This window comes from Brevundimonas sp. UBA4553, from assembly GCF_002387245.1.
GTDB lineage: Bacteria > Pseudomonadota > Alphaproteobacteria > Caulobacterales > Caulobacteraceae > Brevundimonas.
The window spans coordinates 1-18,515 of sequence record NZ_DGLD01000009.1; the positions used below are offsets into that span (position 1 = coordinate 1).

Below are 18,515 nucleotides of genomic sequence, written 5' to 3' on the forward strand. Positions count from 1 at the left end.
CGACACCCTGCCGGACGCGCGGATCAACACCGAGGAGGTCTTCGGCCCGGTCGCCTCGACCATTCGCGTGGCCAGCTACGAAGAGGCCCTGGCCGTCGCCAACGGCGTCGAGTTCGGCCTGTCGGCGGGCATCGTCACGCAGTCGCTGAAACACGCCCGCGACTTCCAGAGAAACGCCCGCGCCGGCATGACCATGGTCAACCTGGCCACCGCCGGGGTCGACTATCACGTCCCCTTCGGCGGCACGAAGAAGTCCTCCTACGGCCCCCGCGAACAGGGCTTCGCCGCCGTCGAGTTCTACACCCAGATCAAGACCAGCTACTCGGCGAGCTGACGGGCATGACCGCGCCGACCCTCGTCTGGGACGTTCAGGCCGAACTCGGCGAGGGGCCGGTATGGGACGCGGCCCGCAACTGTCTGTGGTTCGTCGACATCAAGGGGCGGCGGCTGCATCGCTATACGCCCGCGCCTGAAGATCCCAGGACCGGGGACAAGGCGTCATGGGACGCCCCGGACCAGATCGGCTTCGCGTTTCCGGCCGAGGACGGCTCGCTGATCTGCGGCATACGCGGCGGCCTCTATCGTTTCGACGTGGACATGGGCGACTTCTCCCTGTTCCAGCCGGTTGAGACAAACCGCCCTCAGAACCGCTTGAACGACGGCTTCGTCGCCCCGGATGGCGCTCTGTGGTTCGGCTCGATGGACGACAGCGAGGAAGGCCGGACTGGCGCCCTCTATCGCTGGTTCAAGGGCGAACTGAAGCGGCATGACGACGGGTATGGCGTCACCAACGGGCCGTGCCTCAGCCCCGACGGCCGAACCCTCTATCACCACGACACGTTGGAGAAGACGGTGCTGGCCTTCGACCATGAGGACGGGGCGTTGTCGAACCGTCGCGTCTTCGCGCGGACCGAGGACGGTTTCTGCGACGGGCCGAGCATGGATGCCGACGGGGTGCTGCACGTCGGTCTGTTCAATGGCTGGGGCGTGGCGCGGTTTTCGCCGGACGGAAGGCGTCTCGGAACCATCCGCTTTCCGGTGCAGACGGTGACCAAGGCGGCCTTCGGAGGGGCGGACGGGCGCGACCTCTATTGCACCACGGCCTGGCTGGGGAACGCTGACAAGCGCGGGGCCCAGCCCACCTTGGGCGGCCTCTATCATGCGCGGGTCGATACGCCGGGTTTGCCGCAGCATCGAGTCGCGTTGTGAGGATCGAGCGCGGCGACTGGGCCCTCGGCCTGCGGCCCGATCTCGGGGCCTCGATCACGTCCTTGACCTGGCGCGGGCGCGACGTGCTGCGCCCAGCGCCGGAAGATCTCGACAGTCCGCTGGCGGCGTCCAGTTTTCCGCTGGCTCCCTACGCCAACCGCATCGACGGCGGAGCCTTTGTGTTTGAGGGAAGGACGGTCCGACTGCCTGCCACGCCGCAGTTCGAACCCCATGCCCTGCATGGCGTCGGCTGGCGGTCGCGCTGGAATGTCGTGCGTGCCCAAGACGGGACGGTTGATCTGGTCTTGGCCGCCGAGGCTGGACCGGAATGGCCCTGGGCGTGGACGGCCTCGCACCGTCTGACCTTGAATGAGAATGGGCTGGAGATGAGCCTGAGCCTCGCCAACGAGGATGCCGTTCCCATGCCCGCAGGTCTCGGCCTGCATCCCTATTTCGCTGTCGAGCCCGCGACCCGGTTGCAGTTGTCGGCGCCGAAGGTCTGGCTGACCGATGCACGCGAAATCCCGGAGCGGCTGGCCGCCGCCGACCAACTCCTCGACTGGAGCGATGGCGTCGCCCTGGCCGAGGCGCCTTTCGTCGATCACGCCTACGCCGACTGGGACGGGCGGGTGGCGCTGCTTCACGACGGCTGGCGCGTCGATCTGAGCGCCTCGCCCAACGCGCAGTGGGCCCAAGTCTATGCCCCGCGCGGCGAGGCCTTTGTCTGCGTCGAGCCCGTGACCCATCGCCCGGACGCCCACAACGCCCCGGCGGACGAGGACAGCGGCCTGACCGAATTGGCACCCGGCGCCGCTTTGACTCTGACCGCCCGCATCACCGCTTCGGAGACCTGAAATGATCGCCGCGCTGACTGTCGCCGCCGCCCTGATCCAGACGTCCGCTGCGGCCGAAGCGCCGCCCGTCCAGCCGATCCGCGCGTCGAAGATCATCTTGGTGGGCGATTCCACCACGGCGGTGATCGGCGGCTGGGGGCCGAGCTTCTGCGCCTATCATGTCACCTCGTTCGCGGCCTGCGTGAACCTGGCGCGAGGCGGGCGCAGCTCGGGCAGCTATATCGCCGAGGGTTCGTGGGATCTGGCCCTGTCCGAGATGGCGACGCCAGGCTATGCGAACACCTATGTCCTGATTCAGTTCGGCCACAACGACCAGCCCGGCAAGCCGGGGCGCTCGACTGATCTGGCGACCGAGTTTCCCGCCAACCTGAAACGCTATGTGGCTGAGGCGCGCGCGCGGGGCGCCACGCCGATCCTGCTGACGCCTCTGGTGCGCCGTCAGTTCGTCGATGGGCGTTTGCAAAACGATCTGGAACCGTGGGCCGAGGCGGTGCGGGTTGTGGCGGCTGAGACCAATACGCCTCTGGTCGATCTGAATCACGCCAGCGCTGAGACGGTGCAGGCGCTGGGCCCGGCGATGTCGGCCCGTTTCGCGCAAGCCGCGCCGTCGCCGGAGGTGGCGGCCGCCCTGATGACCGGCACGACCATCGCCTCCAGCACCGGAGTTCCCGCCGCGCCCGGCGCGCCGTCTACGGCGCAGAACAATGCGGCGGTCGAGCCTCTGGGGCAGGCGCGCATCGCGTTCGACTACACCCACGTCGGACGCGAGGGCGCGGACTTCTTCGCCGCCCTGGTCACGCACGACCTGATTGCGGCGGCGCCTTCGATGCGGCGACTGTTGATACCTTGATCCGCCTCAGTGGTTGTCGCGGGGCAGGCCGAGGGTGTCGACGATGCGGTGATACTTGACGGCAGGCTCCAGCACGGCGCCTGTCTCCAGTTCGCCGACCATGGCGCGTTGGAACTCTTGCCACGGCGTCTGTGACGCCGGGTATTGGTAGCCGCCGCCAGCCTCGAATGCGGCGCGGCGTTCGGCCATTTCGGCGGCGTCGATCAACACGTCCACGCGACGGGTGTTGAGGTCGATACGCATCCGGTCGCCCGTCTTCAACAGGGCGATGTTCCCGCCAGTCGCCGCCTCGGGCGAGGCGTTCAGGATCGAGGGCGATCCCGAGGTGCCGGATTGGCGCCCATCGCCGATGCAGGGCAGGGCGTGGATGCCCTGTTTGATCAGATAGGCCGGCGGCCGCATATTGACGACCTCGGCCGCGCCAGGGTGGCCGACTGGTCCGGCTCCGCGCATCACCAGGATGCTGTCGGGGGTGATGCCTTCCGCCGGATTGTCGATGCGATGATGATAATCCTCTGGACCATCGAAGACGACGACGTCGCCGGTGAAGGCGTCGGGGGCCGCAGGATCGGACAGGTAGCGCTCGCGGAACTCGGCGCTGATGACGCTGGTCTTCATGATGGCGCTGTCGAAGACGTTGCCCGACAGGACCAGGAAGCCCGCGTCGTTCACAAGCGCCGTGTCGAAGTCGCGAATGACGTCGGGCAGAACGACGCTTGCGCCCCGACAGTTGTCGCCGATGGTGCGGCCGTTGACCGTCACGGCGTCCTCGTGGATCTGGCCGCGCCGCATCAGTTCGGCCACGACGGCGGGCACGCCGCCCGCCTGATGGAAGTCCTCGCCCAGATACCTGCCGGCGGGCTGCAGGTTCACGAGCAACGGCGTCCGGTGCCCGACCTCTTCCCAGGCCTGCAGCGGCAGATCGATGCCAGCGTGGCGGGCCAGAGCTGTCAGGTGGATCGGGGCGTTGGTCGAGCCGCCGATGGCCGAGTTGACGACGATTGCGTTCTCGAACGCCTCGCGGGTCAGGATATCTGACGGTTTCAGATCCTCGCGGACCATGTCGACGATACGCAGTCCGGTCTTATAGGCGACCTGGGGCCTTTCACGATAGGGGGCGGGGATGGCCGCCGAGCCGGGGAGGGACATGCCCAGGGCCTCGGCCAGCGAGTTCATCGTCGTCGCCGTGCCCATTGTGTTGCAGTAACCGACCGAAGGGGCCGAGGTGGCCACCAGGTCGATGAATTCCTCATAGCCGATCTCGCCGGCCGCCATCATCTCGCGGGCCTTCCAGATGATGGTGCCGGAGCCCACACGTTCGCCCTTGTGCCAGCCGTTCAGCATGGGGCCGACCGAAAGCGCGATGGCGGGAATGTCCACGGTCGCCGCCGCCATCAGACAGGCGGGCGTGGTCTTGTCGCAGCCGATAGTCAGGACGACGCCGTCGATCGGATATCCGTACAGCAGCTCGACCAGACCCATGTAGGCCAGGTTGCGGTCCAGCCCGGCGGTCGGGCGCTTGCCGGTTTCCTGAATGGGATGGACCGGAAACTCCAGGGCGACGCCGCCGGCCTCGCGGATGCCCTCGCGCACTCGCTTGGCCAGCTCGATGTGATGGCGGTTGCAGGGAGACAGGTCCGACCCGGTCTGGGCGATGCCGATGATCGGCTTCCCGGAGCGCAGTTCTTCCAGGGTCAGGCCGTAGTTCAGATAGCGCTCCAGATAGAGCGCGGTCATGTCGGGGTTCGAGGGATTGTCGAACCAGGCACGGCTGCGGAGCGGCTTGGACGAAGTCTTGGTCATGCGATGTGGGAGGCCGTGCGGCGCCGAAGGTGGCAACATATTTTGAATATCATAATACTAATGGTTCGCTAGTGCCTTTGCGCTGGCGTGACTGGGACGCTAGAGGATTGGCTTATGGACATGTCTTCGCCCCATCCCTCCCTGACGCCGTCTCGGGGCAATGGTCAGGTCGTCTCAGCGCACGACCAGATCGTGCGTTCATTGGCGCAGGACATCCTCGTGGGGGCCTTGGCCCCGGGCGATAAGCTTCCGATGGAAGCTGAACTCCTCGAACGGTTCGGCGTCTCACGCACGGCGTTGCGGGAAGCGCTTAAGACCTTGTCAGCAAAGGGGTTTTTAAGCGTAAAAACCAGGGTTGGCACGCGGGTGAGCGACAGCGTCCACTGGAACTTCTTCGACAAGGAGGTTCTCGGTTGGCGAGTGGCGGCAGGTATGGATGCGCAGTTCAGGCGTCATTTGGCTGAAGTTCGGCAGAGCCTGGAGCCCACCGCCGCCCGGCTGGCCGCAAGGCACCGCACCGAGGCCGACCTGGAGGCGATGCGCCAGGCGCTCGACTGGATGCGACGTGAGGACCGCTCGGCCTTTGAGTTCGCACGGGCCGACCTGGCGCTGCATCTGGCGATCGGGGCCGCGTCGCAGAATCCGATGATCAGATCCGTGGCTGGCGTGATCGAGACGGCCCTGCTGGAGGCCTTTACGCTCAGCCCGCCGACGCAGGCGCCCGACCTTCATCATGAGACGGTTCAGGCGCACGTCCGCATCGTTGAGCGGATCGCCGAGCAGGACGAGGAAGGCGCCGCCCAGGCCATGCTGGCGGTGATTGACGCGGGATACCAACGGGTTGAAGCGGAACGATCGCCGACGAGATAGAGGCGTCCGTACTTGGCGAATCGCGTTGCTAGGGGCGGAAGTCCGAGGGCTTCAGGCCGTGACGCTTCAGTTTGTCGTACAGGGTCTTTCGGGGGATTTTCAGTTGCATCAACGTCTGTGCCACGTCGCCTTCAAGCGCGCGCAGGGTATCCCGGAGTATGCGATTCTCAAATCGTGCGACCCTCTCAGCAAGGCCGCAGTCCAGCTCCTCGGCTGCGCCGTGGTTTTCAAGGCCTAATGCGAAGCGGTGAGCGAAATGGGATAGCTCGCGGATGTTGCCGGGCCATGGGTGCTCCAGAAGGCGGGCTCTGACGGCGTCCGTGATGGGCGGAACCAAGCCGTCCGCGCCGACAGGCGCACGGGCCAGAAGGCTCGCGAAGAGCAAGGGAATATCTTCGCGCCGCTCCCTAAGAGGTGGGATCCTCAAGCGCACCACATTGAGACGGTAGTAAAGGTCCTGTCGTACACGTCCATCCGCGACGGCCGCCTCCAGATCTTCGGCGGAAGACGCCAGAACCCTCAGATCTACGATGCGCGGTTCTTGCGCACCGATCGGCTGGACTTCCCTTTCCTCTAGCACGCGCAGCATTTTGACCTGGACGGCTGGGGGCATGCTCTCCACGGCGTCGAGATAGAGGGAGCCGTTGTGCGCTCTTTCGACATGACCGACATGGCGGCGTAGGGCGCCGGCGAAAGCTCCCAGTTCGTGTCCGAACATTTCGCTTTCGATCAACCCGTCAGGGAAGGCGCCGCAGTTAACGGCGACGAAGGGGTGCAGGCGACGCCGTCCGCCACTGTGCAGGGCGCGAGCGACGGCTTCCTTGCCGACGCCGGTTTCGCCTTCGATCAGGACATCCATCCGTGCATCGGCGATCTGGGCGATGGTCGCGCGGAGCGACCGGATCGCCCTACTTTCACCCAGCAGAGGCAGCTCGAGGCCTGCTTCGGTAGAGAGCGCCGTCAGACGTCGATTGTCGAGCACGAGCGCTCGTTTCTCGAGCGCCCGCTTCAGGCTGTCGTGCAGCCGGTCAAACGGAAACGGTTTGGCCACAAAATCATAGGCTCCGTCTCGCATGGCGGCCACCGCATCGGCGATGTCGCCATGACCGGTGATCAGAATGACGGGCAAGGCCGGGTCCAAGCCTTGGATGCGATTCAGAAGTTGCCGTCCATCCAGGCCCGGCATGCGCAAATCAGTGACGATTACCCCCGGGAAGTCGGCGTCAATATCCGTCAAGGCGGCTTCGGCTGACCGGTATGGCCGAACGACCAGATCTTCGACCTCCAGTCGTTCGGCCAGGGCGGCGCGAAAGTCGGTGTCGTCCTCGATCAGGGCGACGGTGTTCAGGCGTGAAAAATCCATCAGGCCCGCCCCAGGGTGATGACAAAGGCCGCGCCGCCTTCTGTCGGACGCAGGTTCAGCTCGCCGTCGAACGAGGCGATGATGTCGCGACAGATCACCAGGCCCAGACCCAGGCCATTCGTCTTGCTGGTGACAAACGGCGTGAAGAGCTGCGAACGGACATCGTGGGATACGCCAGGGCCATTGTCGGCGACGGTCATGGCCACATGGTCCTCCTGCATCTCAATCGACAGCGTGATCAGTGGTGTGGAAACGCCCTCCAACGCCTCGATGGCGTTCTGCATCAGATTGACGATGACCTGTTCCAGCCGAAAGCGGTCGGCTATCACGACGGCGTCGCTAGTCTTGTCTCGCTCCAACCGAACGCCGGTCTGGCGCAGTCGTCCTCCCAGCAGCAGCAAGGCGCCATCGATCGCCGCATTCAGGGAGACTGACTCGAGGCGAGGTTCGGACTTGCGAGAGAAGGCTTTCAGTTCCTGGGTGATGGCGCCGATGCGCGCCGTGAGATCGTCGATCCTGCCCAAGGTTCTGACAGCCTTGGCGCTCTGGTCCCGCTCGAGATAGGCGGTCGCGATTTCGGCATGGGTGCGGATGGCCGCCACCGGCTGGTTGATCTCATGCGCCACGCCAGCCGCGATCTGCCCCAACGCTGCGAGTTTGCCCGCCTGGACCAGTTCGTCCCGCAGGGCCTCACGCCCCGCCTCAGCCCGCATCCGTTCCTGGATCTGGCGGTTCAGCGCTTCATTGGCCTGACGCAGGTCAAGGGTTCGCTCCGCAATGCGTTGTTCCAGTTCCTGTCTCGCAAGCTCGGCGGCGCGTTGACGTGCTGCGGCCTGTTGTCGACGGCGCAACAGCACGGCCAGCACGCCGAAAAGCATGGTGATGACCAGGGCCGCCATCATACGGGCGTTGGCGACCGCCGTCTCGATCGCGCCTCGCGTCGGGGTTAGCAGATGCAGGGTCCAACCCGGCGTCGCAGTCCCGGCTGAGGTGTGCATCCAGTCGCCCGGAGCCCCATCCACCGGCGCTTCAACCAGATGCGGTTGCGTGGTTGTCGGTGTGGGAAAGGGAAGGGGGGTCAAGGCGCCGTGACCGAGGGTCTGATCGGCCAGCGTCAACTGGCGGCTTCGGGCGTCCATAGGGCGCAGGGTGCGAAAGCGCCACGCCGGGACGCTGGTGATCAGGACGACGCCGCCCGGGTCCACCACATAGGCCGGTTCGCCTGACGCGCGCCATTCGGCTTCCAGCGCATCGAACTCGACCTTGACGACGACCACCCCCAGCGCCCTCCCTTTGGCGTCCGAGACGCGTCGCGCCAGAAAGAGGCCCGGACGACCGCTGACGGTGCCAAGGGCGAAAAACTCTGCGGCACCGTCGCGCATCGCCTTTATGAAATAGGGGCGGAAGCTGTAGTCGGCCCCTACAAAGCTGATGGGTTCTCGCCAGTTGCTGGCGGCGCGGGTGACGCCGTCACGGGCGATGACGTAGATGGCCGAGGCTCGTGTTTGACCGGCCAAAGCTTCCAATCTTCGATTGAGAGCCTCCACTTCGGCGCCGGCTGGCTGTGTCAGAAGGCGCGCTACGTCGGCGTCTGTCGCCATGGCGGGCGGCAGGGCGCGGTATTTCTCCAATTCGCTGCGCAGCACTGCGGCGTGCAGGGCGGCCGCGTTTTCAGACTGTCGCGCCAACTCGGCCACGGCGTCACGGCGCGCCGTTTCTCCCAGACCGTAGGCTCCCGCCGCACTGGCCGTCAGCCAAGCGAACGCAAGCCCAAGCCAGATAAAAGTGCGATGGCGATGCGACCTTGAGGGGGCGGGATCCAGCATGTCGGCACTGTGCGGTATTCCGCACAAATGCACCATATTGCGGCGCGAAATTACGCACGCCTATTTGCTTGAAGGTGCTGGCGCCTCAAAAATTATCGATATCTTTCAGTTAGATAAAAGGGAATCCTTTTCAGGTTGGCGGCGCCGTTTCCCGACATCAAACTGAGTTTCAAGCGTGACGAAGAGCACGTCGAGGAAATCCGCGAGCATCTGGCTCGCTGTCAGGAGCGACCTTCTTGATCCCTGTTGTGTCAGAGACGGCAGCTGTCGTGCGCCGCCCCTTCTATCGTCACCTGTACTTCCAGGTGCTGGTCGCAATCGCGCTCGGAGGCGCCATTGGACATTTCTGGCCGACGTTCGGCGAGAGCCTGAAGCCGCTGGGCGACGCCTTTATCAAGCTGGTCAAAATGGTCATCGCCCCGGTGATCTTCCTGACCATCGTCACGGGTATCGCTGGGATGCGCGACATCGGTCGGGTCGGTCGAGTGGCGGCGAAAGCGTTTGGCTATTTCCTGGTCTTCTCGACCCTGGCCCTGATTGTCGGCCTGATCGTCGCCAATGTGGTGCAGCCCGGTCGGGGCCTGAATATCGATCCTGCCAGTCTGGACGCGGGCGCCGTGTCGCAATACGCCCAAGCCGCACATGAGAGCACCATCGTCGGCTTCTTGACCGGCATCATTCCCGACACGGTGGTCAGCGCCTTCTCGACCGGCAACATCCTGCAGGTTCTGTTCGTCTCGATCCTGTTCGGCATCGCCCTGGCCATGATCGGCGATTTGGGCAAGCCGGTGATGACCTTCCTGGAATCGGTCAGTGCAGCCTTCTTCAAGCTGGTCGCCATCTTGATGAAGGCGGCGCCCCTCGGGGCCTTCGGGGCCTTCGCCTTCACTATCGGCGCCTATGGCATCGCCTCGGTGGCCAACCTGTTCGCCCTGATCGCCACCTTCTACCTGACAGCCATCATCTTCGTCGTGGGCGTGCTGGGCCTGGTGGCTGTGGCCAACGGCTTCAGCATTCTGAAGCTGATCCGGTATCTGAAGGAAGAACTGCTGCTGGTGCTGGGCACCTCCAGTTCCGAAGCCGCCTTGCCGAGCCTGATCTCCAAGATGGAGCGCGCCGGGGCGTCCAAGTCGGTCGTCGGTCTGGTCGTGCCGACCGGCTATTCGTTCAATCTCGACGGCACCAACATCTACATGACGATGGCGGCCCTGTTTATCGCCCAGGCCTTGAACATCGACCTCAGCCTGCAGGATCAGGTTCTGCTGCTGTTGGTGGCCATGCTGTCGTCGAAGGGCGCGGCGGGCATCACCGGGGCGGGCTTCATCACTCTGGCGGCGACGCTGTCGGTGGTGCCGACAGTGCCGGTCGCCGGCATGGCCCTGATCCTCGGCATCGACCGCTTCATGAGCGAGTGCCGGGCTCTGACCAACTTCATCGGCAACGCCGTGGCGACCATCGTTGTCGCGCGCTGGGAGGGTGAACTGGACCGCGATGCGCTGAAGGCGGCGCTGGACGGCGCGCCCCCACCGCTGGCCGCCGCGCCCGATCCTGCGGCCGGACCAGGCGACGATCTGGTCCTCGCTGACGACTGATCCAACCCGATTTCAACGAAACGACTGCCGAAAAACTGGCAGCGCATGGGAGACGAGACATTGAGGAAACAATCGAAATTTGTCCTGATGGCGACGACGGCCTCGACGGTCCTGTTCGCCGGAGCCGCCATGGCGCAGCAGCAGTCGCCAGAGGGGGCGAATGACCAGGCCTCGCAGGTCGAGGACATCATTGTCGTCGGTTCTCAGATCCGCGGCGCATCGACGACTGCAGCGCTTCCGGTCGTCGTCATCGACGCCGAAGAGATCGCCGCGACCGGCGCCAGTTCGGGCGACGAATTGCTGCGCACCATTCCGCAAATGGGCGACGTCCTGTTCGACAGCTCAAACAATGGCCAGACGTCCAATTCGGCGCGTGGAGATGTGAACTCCGTCAACCTGCGCTCACTGGGAGTCGGCAATACCCTGGTGCTGCTGAATGGTCGCCGGGTCGTCCAGCATCCGACCAGCCAGGGTACCTCGGATACCGGCACGGTGCCGGTGCTGAGCTACAACTCCAACGCCATTCCCGTGTCCGGCTTGCAGCGTCTGGAAGTGCTGCTGGACGGCGCCGCCGCCATCTACGGCGCTGACGCCGTCGCTGGCGTGGTGAACACGGTTCTGAAGAACGACTTTGAGGGCGTGACGCTGGAGGCCCGATATGGCGGCGCCGAAGGCACCGGCCTGCGAGAGTTTGAGGCGAACATCTTCGCGGGCAAGAATTTCGAGCGGGGCAACCTGTCCTTGTTCGCCAACTACACTGACCGCACCATGCTGATGGCGGACGAGCAGGATTTCACTCGTTCGGACGATATGCGCAACTTCTTCTCGGGCTTCTCGGGTTATGAGAACTCGGCTGTCCCGGATGGACGTTCCTCGCACTCCCCTTGGGCGCAGCTCAGCATTCCGGCGACAACCACAGCCTTGCGCCCGCGCTCCAACGGAACCATCGTGACGACGGCTGCCGGCGCCTTCCATGTCCAGCCGCAGAGTTTTGGCTGCTCTACGGGCGTGACCGTGCCTTCGGGACTCTGTCTGACCAGCGGCACGGTGGCCTATAGTGGCGTCAACCGCGAGATGCGCTACGACACTCGCTACGGGACCTCGGTCCGGCCCTCGGTCGAGCGCGGCAACATCTTCCTGAGGGGGCGGTATGAGCTGGCCGCGGGCGTCGAAGCATTTGGCGAGCTTGGCTACTACGGCGCGCAGAGCAAGGCTGTGCAGCCGCCGGTCGTCAACCTGAACAAGATCTGGATTCCGGCCAGCAACTACTACAATCCGTTCGGCCCTGTGCGTTTCGCAGACGGCTCGCTGAACCCGAACCGACTGCCCAACCTGACCAATGTTCCGGCGGCTGGGCTTCCCGTCCTCTTGGGCAACTACCGCTTTGCGGACACCGGCTTCCAGGAGGTGAAGGTCAATAACTATCAGGCTCGCGCCTTGGGCGGCCTGCGCGGCGAATGGCGCGGCTTCGACTGGGAAACGGCTCTGCTCTATTCCGAAGCCGAGGCCGAGGACATCTCGCCCAACATCAACATGACCAAGCTGCAGCAGCAGTTGGCGCTGTCGACGCCTGACGCCTACAATCCCTTTAGCGGCGGTTGCGTGGATACGCCGAGCTGGGGCGACTGCACGCCGTCATCCCAGGCCGCGATCGACGCCGTCGTCTTTGACCTGAAGCGCGTGTCGCGCACGACCCTGAGCCTGGCGGACATCAAGCTTTCGCGCGGCGACCTGTTCAACCTTCCGGGAGGCCCGGTGGGCGTAGCCTTCGGGGCGGAGATCCGTCGAGAAACGCAACGCGACGACCGCGACGACAACCTGAATGGAACCATCACCTTCACCGACATGGTGTCGGGCGAGACCAACCAGTCCAACGTCTCGGCGGTCAGCCCCAACCCAAGCACCAAGGGGTCGCGTGACGTCGCGGGAGCCTTCGTCGAGTTCGCCCTGCCGCTGGTCTCACCGGAGATGAACATCCCGCTGATCTACAGCCTGGATATGCAGCTTGCCGGTCGATACGAGCACTATTCGGATTTTGGCGACGTGGCCAAGCCCAAGGTCGCCATCGCCTGGGATATCGTTGACGGCCTGCGAGTCCGTGCCTCCTATTCCGAGGGTTTCCGGGCGCCGAACCTCGAACAGGTCAACGCCACCCAGTACGCGCGCCTGGCCAGCGGACCCGATTTCACGCGCTGCGAAGCTGATATTCGCCAAGGCACGATCGCCAATATGAGCGAGTGCGCTCGCACGGCCAGCGTCTCGCTTCTGGTTGCAGGCAATCCGGATCTGCAGCCGGAAGAAAGCACCAATCAGTCCTATGGCCTGGTCTTCCAGCCCCGCTTCATCCCTGCGGAGTGGGGCGACTTCACTTTCACCGTGGACCGCTGGAAGATCGAGCAAACCGACATCGTCGGCTTGCTGGGCGCTCAGTCGGCGCTGGCGCTCGAGTATCTCAACCGTGTCCAGGGCGGGACCAATCCGCTGGTCGTGCGGGCGGCGCCGAACGCCGACGACGAACTTCTGTTCGAGGGAACGGGGTTGGCGCCGGTCGGGCAGGTGACCTCGATCAGCGATCAGTTCATCAACCTGCTGCCGCAGACGGTTGAGGGGCTGGACCTCAGCTTCAACTGGCGGAAACGCCGCACCGCCCTGGGCTCGTTCAACTTCAGCGTCAACGCGTCCAAGTTGCTCGAATTTTCGCGGGCGCCGGGCGAGATCATCGATGGATTGTATGAGGCGCGTGAGCAGGGGATCATTGACCCGCTGACGCCCCTGCCTGACTCGAGCCAGTTGATCGCGCAGAATGGGCGACCGGAGTGGAAGGTTTCGGCCAACTTCACCTGGAACAAGGGGCCGTGGCGCGTCGGCCTTTCGACTCAGTACGTCAGCGAGATCGAGCAGATCAGTCTGTTGAGCAGCACGGGTGACCCGTGGATCGTCGGCTCGCAGATGGTGGCCAACGCCTATGGCCAGTACGACTTCGAGGAGATCGACACGACCGTGCGCCTCGGGGTGCGCGACTTGACGGATGAAGGCCCGTCGCTGGCCGACGGGGGCTATCGCGGCACGGTGCATCAGCCCTATGGCCGCTATTGGTATGTGAACGTGTCCAAGTCGTTCTGATCAAAGGGATGGAGGCGGTGATGACGTTTCGCCATGGACTGGCTGGACTGGGGCTACTGGGGGCGGCGTGCGGTTTCGCCCCCGCAACAGCCTCGGCCCAGGTTACGCTCCCGACCGCGACGGCGTCGCCACCTCCGACCGAGGTCGCCTGTCCCGATTTCCTTCCGCAGCAGGCGCACTGCTGGTCGGGGCGGGCGGCCAAGGGCGGCTACTACTGGATCGCAAGGCCCGAAAACTGGAACGGCTCCCTGATCGTCCACGCTCACGGCGGTCCGCGGACCGGCGAGCCCCAGGCCGATGACCCGCTGGAGGACCTCGAACGCTTCTCCATGACGGTGAAGGAGGGATTCGCCTGGGCGGGCTCGACCTATCGTCGCGGCGGCTACGGTGTGCGCATGGCGGCCGAGGACACAGACGACCTCCGTCAGATTTTCTGGGACTCCTTCGGGCGACCGAACCGCACGATCCTCCATGGTCAGTCCTGGGGCGGGAATGTCGCGGCCAAGGCGGCGGAGCTTTATGCACGGGACGCCGAGGGCAGGGTGGTCTGGGACGGCGTCGTCCTGACCAGCGGTGTCCTGGCTGGCGGCACCGAAGCCTACAAGTTCCGCGCCGATCTGCGCGCCGTCTACCAGTACTATTGCCAGAACCATCCTGCGCCCGAGGAGGCCCAGTATCCGGTTTGGCAAGGGCTGCCAGATGGCGTTCGCATGACCCGGGCCCAGTTGGCGGACCGGGTGAAAACCTGCACCGGGGTCGGCCTGCCCGAGGCCGAACGTTCGCCCGATCAGAAGCAGCGTCTAACCGATATCCTGAGCGTGGTCGGCGTTGAGGAGGCCCAATTGGTCCCCCATCTGGCTTGGGGCACCTTCCTGTTTCAGGATCTGGTGCAACGTCGGCTGGACGGGCTGAACCCTTTTTCAAACATCGACACAGTATATGCGGGTTCGCATGACGACACTGCGCTGAATGCGGGCGTGCAACGCTTCGCCGCGGACCCAGCGGCGCTGGCGCGTCTCGCCTACGACGCCGACCTGTCGGGTCTGATCGTGGCGCCGACCCTAACCATTCACGGCAAGTATGATCCCACGGCTTTCGTGAGCAATCAGGCGGCCTACCACGACCAGGTAGCAGCGGCTGGACGAGCGGAATTGCTGGTGCAGACATTCACTGACGAGGCTGAGCACAGCGCGCTCAATGCTCCGGAATACGTCGCTGTGTTCGCGGCCATGATGAAGTGGCTGGATCAGGGGACGAAGCCCGACGCCCGATCGGTCGCGATGCTCTGTGAAGAGGCGCGGTCGCGCTACGAGGGCGATGCCTGCTTATTCGACGAGAACTACGATCTTTCGGCTCAGTCCGAGGACGGGCGGCGCATGAAAAAGCCCTCCGGCGGGACGGCCGGAGGGCTTTGAGAGGAAATCATGCTTGAGGTTAGCTGCGGGTCGCAGCCTCAATGATGCTGCGGGCTTGGGCGATGGCGGCTTCGTTCGTGATCTCGCCGTCCTGAACCTTCTCCGCCAGATCCATCAGCGGAGTGCCGGTGACGACACCGGTTTGGGCCTCTTCCTCGACACGCACGCCGCCGTCTCTGGTGATCACGGCGTCCCAGGCCTCGCGAACCGCCGCCCAGTAAACCTGCGTGGCCGCCCAGTAGTCGTCGCCGGCCTTGGGCGAATAGCTGGTCGACCGGTCGTAGGTGTTGACGACGTCTTCCTGAACGATTGCGACGGGCTCGCCGCCGGCGCGGCCGTTCATCTTCACATTGTCCTGGATATGGACCCAGCCGGCGGGCGTCAGGGCGTGGCGGTTTGTGCCCAGATAGCGGTCGTAGACGGGGTTAAGCACCGCGTCGCGCCGCGCCAGCGGACGCCAGGTCGGGTCGGACGTCCAGACGCTCAAGCCGTTGACATAGGTCCAGCGGCCGACGCCGCCGTAGCGGGGGGAATCGTCCGTTTGCCACACGGTTTGCGACCACGCGCCCTGACGTTGATCGGCGGACACCGACGTCAACTTCCATTGGCTGGGACCTGCATAGGTCAGAACCGTCTCAGGCTGATAGACCCAGTCCTGACGCCAGTGCTTGACGACGATGGCCTGGCCTTCGTGCTCCATGACCAGGATGTGTTGCAGGCTGATGCGGTCGCCCTTGTCGTAGACGACACGCACTATCTCGCTACCGCCTGAGAGCTTGCCCTCCATTGGATCATAGTCCGCGTGGAAGCTGACGTTTTCGCGCATGTCGAAGTGCACGCGATATTGGCCGGCCTGAGCCAGAATCGACTGGCGATCGCGCTCGAACTGGCTTGCGGGGGCTGTCACGGCGGAAGGCGTCTGAGTTTCGGCCGCGACGACAGGCGTGGCGACCGCCAGCAGGGCGGCGGCGATCATAAGAGCACGCATGGGCTTTTCCGTAATGAGAGTCGTTTGCATCTTTAAGCTCTACTCTCAGTAGCGCAAGTTGATGGATACGCCGAAGTTGCGGCCGGGCTGGGTGAAGGCCGCCAGCGTCGCCGGTTCGGTCGGGGCCGTAACGGTACCGCCGCGCGACAGGCCCCGCACATCGCTCCACCATGCGTAGGTCTCATCCAGCAGGTTGAAGACGCCAGCTCGCAGGGTGGCTTTTTCGGTCACATTCCAGAAGGCGGTCAGGTCCAGGATGGCGAACTCTTCCCCGCCCCAGCAGTTGCCGCCACCGCAGCCGGCCCGGTCCTTGTCGTCCGACCAGGTGACCGTGGCGGATCCCCCCCAGACGCCCGACGGCGCGGCGTAGTTCAGGCCTCCGACAACCTTGAACGGATCAATGCTGGTCAGCTTGCCTTTGGCGCCGGCCGTTTCCTGATCGCCGTCGGCGAACGAGGCGGAGACGACGGCCGAGAAGCCATTGTTCCAACGGATGTCGCCGCGCGCCTCCAGCCCCCAGATCGTGACCTGGCTGAGGTTCACATACTGATAGATCAAGGGATCGACGCCCGGGACGCCGGTTCCGCGCACGACAACCTGGTTGATGAAGTCGTCGTAGTCCGTGTGGAAGGCCGTGGTGGACAGCGACAGGTTCCCGCCGAACATATCCAGGTTGCGGAAACGCACTCCCGCTTCGATGCTCTCGCTGGTTTCCGGGGTCAGATCCGGGTTGGGAATGGACTCATACCCGAACACCGGGTTGGCGAAGAAGTTGTTCACCTGCATAGGCGACGGCGCCTTGAAGCCCTGCGCGTAGTTGGCGAAGACTCCGAAGTGGTCGTCGGCCCAGAACATGACGCCGATCTTGGGCGACAGATGACTGTCGCTCTGCCCTTCGGCGGGCGCAGGGAACAGGGCGTCGGCCTTCGGGGTCAGTTCGTACCAGTCGTAGCGCAGCGCCGGGATGATGCTGAGGCGCCCGCCCATCAGTTCGATCTCGTCCTGAACGTAGAGGCCCGCCAGATCATATTCCGTCTTGGGGAAGGGGCGTGCGGGGAAGGGCTCTCCCACCGGCGGCACGGTGCCGTCACGGATGCCTTCCTGGAATGTGCGTGACCAGTCGCCGCCGATGGTGACGCGGTGCTGAACGCCTTGACCGACGAAGGTCTTGGAGCCTTGCGCCGCCAGGCCCCAGACCGTGTTGTCGAAGGTAACGTCGCGGGTGCGATCAACCGCGGGGGTGCGGTCTTCATAGGTGAACTGACGCGTCGTGGCGTCCTGCCAGTGGGCGGTGACAGCGCCGTCGTCCAGTCCGAAGACGTCATCGAATCGCCAGTCCAGGCTGACGCGGTCACGTTGGGTTTCGTCGTGGGCGGTCAGGCCGATGACGGTGGCCGAATAGCTGCTCAGCGCTTCGCCATCCATCTCCTGGTCGAAATGGTCATAGGTCAGGCGCACAGTGTGGTTGGCGTTGGCGTCCCAGACCAGCTTGCCCAGGACGGCGTTCGAGGCGAACTCCTGCGGGTTCGGCTGGGTGCGAACCGCGCCGGTGCCGCCGACTTCCGCCATGTTCTCGGTCTCGTGAGCGTCGCGGCGCGTATAGGCCAGAAGTCCCGCCAGCGAACCCGAGCGCCCGGCGAAAGCGACGCCTTCGGTCCAGCTGTCGTCAGATGAGTTGTAACCCACGCGGCCGCGGGCGCCGAAGTTGGCGCCGTTGGCGAGGAAGTCGGAAGGGTCCTTGGAGGTGAAGCTCACCGCGCCCGCGATGCCGTCCGAACCATAGAGGGCAGAGGCCGGGCCGCGCAGGATCTCCACCGACTTGATCAGGTCGAGGTCGTTATAGCCGCCGCGGCCCACGCTCTGGGCGCCGAAGGTGAAGCCATCCGGCACACGCACGCCGTCCTGGATGATCAGGACGCGGTTGCCGCCCATGCCGCGAATGGTGAAGCCCGAGTTGCCGTCACGGCCGGCGCCCGACAGGGCGGCCGAGAAACGAGCGGGGCTGGTCGGGACGCTGACGCCGGGTTCGAACCGGATCAGGTCCTTGATGTCGGTGGCCAGCATGTTCTCGATCGTTTCCGAGGTGATGATGCTGACGCTGGCGGGCACGTCGTCGACGCGGCGCTGGGTTCGCGTGCCGACCACGGTGATCGGCGCGACCGGGACGGCCTGGTCCAGTTCGACCGGATTCTCGGCCAGAGCAGGGAAGGCAGCGACGGAAAGAGCGGTCAGCCCGGCGGAAAACATCAGAAACGAGCGCATGGTTACGGCCCCGGTTGGAGAGGGTTGCGCTATTGCTGCGAACGATTATCAGAATCAACCGCATTTGAGGCGGCCGTCGTCCGCTTGCGTGCGGGTAATGGGGGCGGACGGGCCGGGATTGGGAGGTGACGTGCTGGAGCGCCCGCTTTCCCAGACTCTCGTTCGTTCGGTTTTTTGTGAATCTGTCATTGATGGGTTGTGGAGTCGGATGGGTGTCCGTATATCCGCCGCTCGCTTGGAGACGGGCGGGGCGCGGGGTTCGGAGACGGGCTTTGCGAAGTGGATTTGGGAGCGTTTGTTTCCGGGTTTGCGGGTCGGCTGAAAGGTCGGTTGACAGGTGGTTTGGCCTTCTTTAGATAG

13 protein-coding genes are annotated in these 18,515 nt (G+C 64.7%); 8 read left to right on the forward strand and 5 right to left on the reverse strand.

Annotated elements, in window-relative coordinates; all coding sequences use genetic code 11:
• The 4 genes from B4A39_RS05900 to B4A39_RS05915 all read left to right on the forward strand — a co-directional run.
• On the forward strand, positions 1 to 334 hold a 334-nt coding region (locus tag B4A39_RS05900), incomplete at its 5' end, for an aldehyde dehydrogenase family protein (protein ID WP_292034318.1).
• Between the two features lie 5 nt (positions 335 to 339).
• A complete protein-coding gene (locus B4A39_RS05905) occupies positions 340 to 1,209 on the forward strand; it encodes an SMP-30/gluconolactonase/LRE family protein (RefSeq protein WP_292034319.1) in 870 nt (289 codons plus the stop codon).
• Positions 1,206 to 2,063 carry an aldose 1-epimerase gene (locus B4A39_RS05910; protein WP_292034321.1) on the forward strand — a complete coding sequence of 286 codons (858 nt, stop codon included), beginning with the start codon at positions 1,206 to 1,208 and terminating at the stop codon, positions 2,061 to 2,063. Before B4A39_RS05905 ends, B4A39_RS05910 begins: the two co-directional genes overlap by 4 nt.
• Position 2,064: 1 nt before the next feature.
• Entirely contained in the window at positions 2,065 to 2,913 is an 849-nt protein-coding gene (locus tag B4A39_RS05915; protein ID WP_292034322.1) for a rhamnogalacturonan acetylesterase, read from the forward strand.
• A gap of 6 nt (positions 2,914 to 2,919) precedes the next feature.
• Here B4A39_RS05915 and B4A39_RS05920 read toward each other — a convergent pair whose 3' ends face one another.
• Entirely contained in the window at positions 2,920 to 4,716 is a 1,797-nt protein-coding gene (locus B4A39_RS05920) for an IlvD/Edd family dehydratase (protein ID WP_292034324.1), read from the reverse strand.
• A gap of 114 nt (positions 4,717 to 4,830) precedes the next feature.
• On the opposite strand from B4A39_RS05920, the gene B4A39_RS05925 reads away from it, so the two are divergent.
• Entirely contained in the window at positions 4,831 to 5,586 is a 756-nt protein-coding gene (locus B4A39_RS05925; protein WP_292034325.1) for a FadR/GntR family transcriptional regulator, read from the forward strand.
• Positions 5,587 to 5,614: 28 nt separating this feature from the next.
• Here the strand turns inward: B4A39_RS05925 and B4A39_RS05930 are convergent, their stop codons facing one another.
• Positions 5,615 to 6,949 (reverse strand): sigma-54-dependent transcriptional regulator, encoded by a 1,335-nt coding sequence (locus B4A39_RS05930; RefSeq protein ID WP_292034326.1) that lies wholly within the window; start codon positions 6,947 to 6,949, stop codon positions 5,615 to 5,617.
• Complete coding sequence (locus B4A39_RS05935; RefSeq protein WP_292034328.1) at positions 6,949 to 8,775, reverse strand: sensor histidine kinase; 1,827 nt, start codon at positions 8,773 to 8,775, stop codon at positions 6,949 to 6,951. The genes B4A39_RS05930 and B4A39_RS05935 overlap by 1 nt, the downstream gene beginning before the upstream one ends.
• Positions 8,776 to 9,011: 236 nt before the next feature.
• Between B4A39_RS05935 and B4A39_RS05940 the strand changes: the two genes are divergently transcribed.
• From B4A39_RS05940 to B4A39_RS05950, 3 genes are all read left to right on the forward strand, one after another.
• The gene (locus tag B4A39_RS05940; RefSeq protein ID WP_292034329.1) at positions 9,012 to 10,367 is read left to right on the forward strand and encodes a dicarboxylate/amino acid:cation symporter; all 1,356 of its coding nucleotides are present in this window, start codon (positions 9,012 to 9,014) and stop codon (positions 10,365 to 10,367) included.
• A gap of 87 nt (positions 10,368 to 10,454) precedes the next feature.
• The gene (locus tag B4A39_RS05945; RefSeq protein ID WP_292034330.1) at positions 10,455 to 13,490 is read left to right on the forward strand and encodes a TonB-dependent receptor plug domain-containing protein; all 3,036 of its coding nucleotides are present in this window, start codon (positions 10,455 to 10,457) and stop codon (positions 13,488 to 13,490) included.
• A 20-nt stretch (positions 13,491 to 13,510) separates the two neighbouring features.
• Entirely contained in the window at positions 13,511 to 14,905 is a 1,395-nt protein-coding gene (locus B4A39_RS05950; protein WP_292034331.1) for an alpha/beta hydrolase family protein, read from the forward strand.
• A 19-nt stretch (positions 14,906 to 14,924) separates the two neighbouring features.
• On the opposite strand, the gene B4A39_RS05955 is transcribed toward B4A39_RS05950, so the two are convergent.
• Together B4A39_RS05955 and B4A39_RS05960 are read right to left on the reverse strand one after the other, a co-directional pair.
• Positions 14,925 to 15,893, reverse strand: coding sequence for a DUF6607 family protein (locus B4A39_RS05955; RefSeq protein WP_292034333.1), 969 nt, complete (start codon positions 15,891 to 15,893; stop codon positions 14,925 to 14,927).
• Between the two features lie 45 nt (positions 15,894 to 15,938).
• Positions 15,939 to 18,155: a TonB-dependent hemoglobin/transferrin/lactoferrin family receptor gene (locus B4A39_RS05960; protein ID WP_292034334.1), complete on the reverse strand. Its 2,217-nt coding sequence runs from the start codon at positions 18,153 to 18,155 to the stop codon at positions 15,939 to 15,941.
• Positions 18,156 to 18,515: the final 360 nt, after the last annotated feature.